Genomic DNA, 2,688 nt, shown 5'->3' on the forward strand with positions numbered 1-2,688 from the left:
GCGTTCAGCTTGCTGATTAACCGGTTTATGCTAGTTGCTGTATTGGAGCTGATATTTACTGTTTCACGGCTTCCGTAATGAAGAGCCTGCAGATTAGCCCTGGCTACATCTTTTACGAAGATAAAATCCCGAGTCTGTTCGCCGTCTCCATGAACGATCAGGTCTCGATTCTTCAGCAAATTATTTATGTAGATGGCTAGGACACCGCTTTCGCCGTGAGGATTTTGACGCAGGCCATATACATTGGAATAGCGCAAGATGGTATAGTCTAATTCATACAAGACTCCAAATAGCTGAATATATTGTTCCGCCGCATACTTAGACAATCCATAAAACGAAACCGGCCTTGTCATTTCTTCCTCTTTGATGGGCAGCCTTTGGCTGTGGCCATAAACAGCGCCTGAAGAAGAGTAGATTAGTTTTTTTGTCCGGTGCAAAGCACATTGTTGAAGGAGACTAATGGTGCCGTTAATATTGACTTCGGCATCGAATCTAGGATTAGTAATAGATTTGGTTACTTGAGTTTGGGCGGCCAGGTGAATTACATAATCCGGTTTTTCTTTAGTAAAGATTTCTCCCAGTTTATTATCGTTGATGTCGATAGGATAAAGCTTGGCTTTCTTATGGATGTTCTCTAATTTGCCGGCTGTTAAATTATCGATTACCACGGCCTCATGTCCCAGACTGATTAGAGCGTCCACCACATGGGAGCCAATAAAGCCGGCACCCCCGGTAACCAAAACCTTGGTCATACTATCACTTCTTTCTCCGTCAGCTAGAAGAAGCAGCGCCGGCTACATGATGGAACACGTTTACCTGTTGCATTACGTCCTGGGGTAGTTGCAGCCTAATCTTAAGCTTTCCTTCTTTGTTTGTACTCGCAGTTGCGTTCCTACCGGTTTCTTTCCTGTCCGGTTGTGCTATCTCTATCTTGTAAGAGCCGACCGGCATCCGATCAAGGCAAAGCTCAATCTCTCTGGGATAAAATGCTTCCAGCAAAATCTCGCTTCTTTTTTCCAATGGATAATAAACGGCGCTCTTAATAACCACGCCCGGCCCCGGTTCCAAAAGAACAGGCATATCTTTCACCGGTGTCAGCGGATACCGGCCCGGTGATAAGGCAGGAAGTACTGTAGAGCCCTTACGGTAAAACATCAGCACACCGGCACCTAACTGCATCATCTGATCCCGGTCACAGCCCGGATAGGCAAAAGTTAGGCCGGCAGCCACCTCGCCTTTAGCAACAATAGAGTTACCGTCTCGGTAAACCTGTTGTTGCTGGACAAGATGCCGGAAGTATTCCTGAAGACCGGTCAAATAGCAGCCATCCAAAGAAGCAGCAGAAGCAACGGCCGATTTTAACGCTAGCAGTGATTCATCCAGCTGATCGGCTGCTTTTCGAGCATGGGGCCGTTCCACAAAAAGAAGCGGCTTATTCTCTACGGCTCCTTCGGCCAAAGCCTTTTTGACTGCTATAAGGTCAGAAATTTTATCCGGCCTGGCTCCCAGCACCCAGACGTGATTAGGGTAGTCTTCATAATAATGTCGAGGGATGTTAGCCATACCATGATAGGTAGTGACCCAGGAAAGTCCCGCCTCGTGGCAGGCCCGAGTGGAATCAGCATTGATGCGATTATAAGGAGCTGTGTAACCCTCCGGCTCAGCGCTAACATGTTTTCGATAGACTTGTACAGCCTGGGTCACAATTCCCGTCTGCTGTTGATAGGGCAAAGCAGAAAGATCTTCGTGGTTGTATCCGTGGGGTACAACTTCTACCCCTGCTTGCCTCATGGTTAATAATTCTTTGCCGTTCACCTGACTCATAATGGCGGCCACCGTCAGCTTTTTAGTAACATCTACATAATCCTGCCAGTACAGCGACCCTGCGGAGAAGTCGTCGAGTTGAAACAGCACCGGTACATCCATGGCATAGGGCACACCGCCTATCCGCGATAAGTCGATAGCTGCTCTAATCACATTGTCCATCAACCGGTAACTATAAGCATTCCAAGTCAAAGCCCTGGTCAACAGAAAAACATAGCGTCCCGCGGACACCTTTTGCTCCACTAACACCGGCAGTCCACGCGAATTTGTCAGCAATATCTTCGCATCTTGATTAAATCGATGATTATAAGCTCCCCACAAAGGAAGTGAACCGTATTCACTCACCAAGCCAGCGGTCAGAACGCCCTCATTTGTTATCTGAGGAGAGTCCTCGGCCTCAAGCACGAACTCGCCCGCGGCAATACCAACGCCGCTGCTAAGTTCCGAACCCACATCATACAAAACAAAGGCTGTGCGGCCGGTGGTCGTACAATAACTTATGATTTTCTTCCCTTGGGTACCGGCAATGGAAATAACCATAGCGTAGCTATTCAGAGCATCCTGGGCTATGGTCTCGTTTATTAGGTCATACCGATACCCCAAATAGTCCAGCGCACTGACTGTTTCTCTGAGGACAGACAAATAGTCCGTCTCCGGCCAGCCGTTAGCCCAGTTCCACCTAGAATCGGCCATCACAGCCACCTTTCCGTTGTGTCCCATCCCTTGAAGAGGGAGGGAGCATACGGCCCCGCAGAGAAAAAGGGCCAAGACAAAAAGACTGCTAAACCGCACCATCTTGTTTAATTTCAAGCCTCTCACTCCTTTCTACCACCGGTTTTTTCATCGCCCGCATTAAAGGGCCTA

At 48.3% G+C, this 2,688-nt stretch carries 2 protein-coding genes; both read right to left on the minus strand.

Going from position 1 to position 2,688, the window contains the following annotated elements:
• On the minus strand, nt 1-752 hold a 752-nt coding region (locus GX016_00895), incomplete at its 3' end, for an NAD-dependent epimerase/dehydratase family protein (GenBank protein ID HHT70119.1).
• A 19-nt stretch (nt 753-771) separates the two neighbouring features.
• Nucleotides 772-2,634, minus strand: coding sequence for a polysaccharide deacetylase family protein (locus GX016_00900; protein HHT70120.1), 1,863 nt, complete (start codon nt 2,632-2,634; stop codon nt 772-774).
• Nucleotides 2,635-2,688 lie beyond the last annotated feature (54 nt).

It is taken from the genome of Bacillota bacterium (assembly GCA_012837285.1).
In the GTDB taxonomy this organism is placed as follows: domain Bacteria; phylum Bacillota; class DTU030; order DUMP01; family DUMP01; genus DUNI01.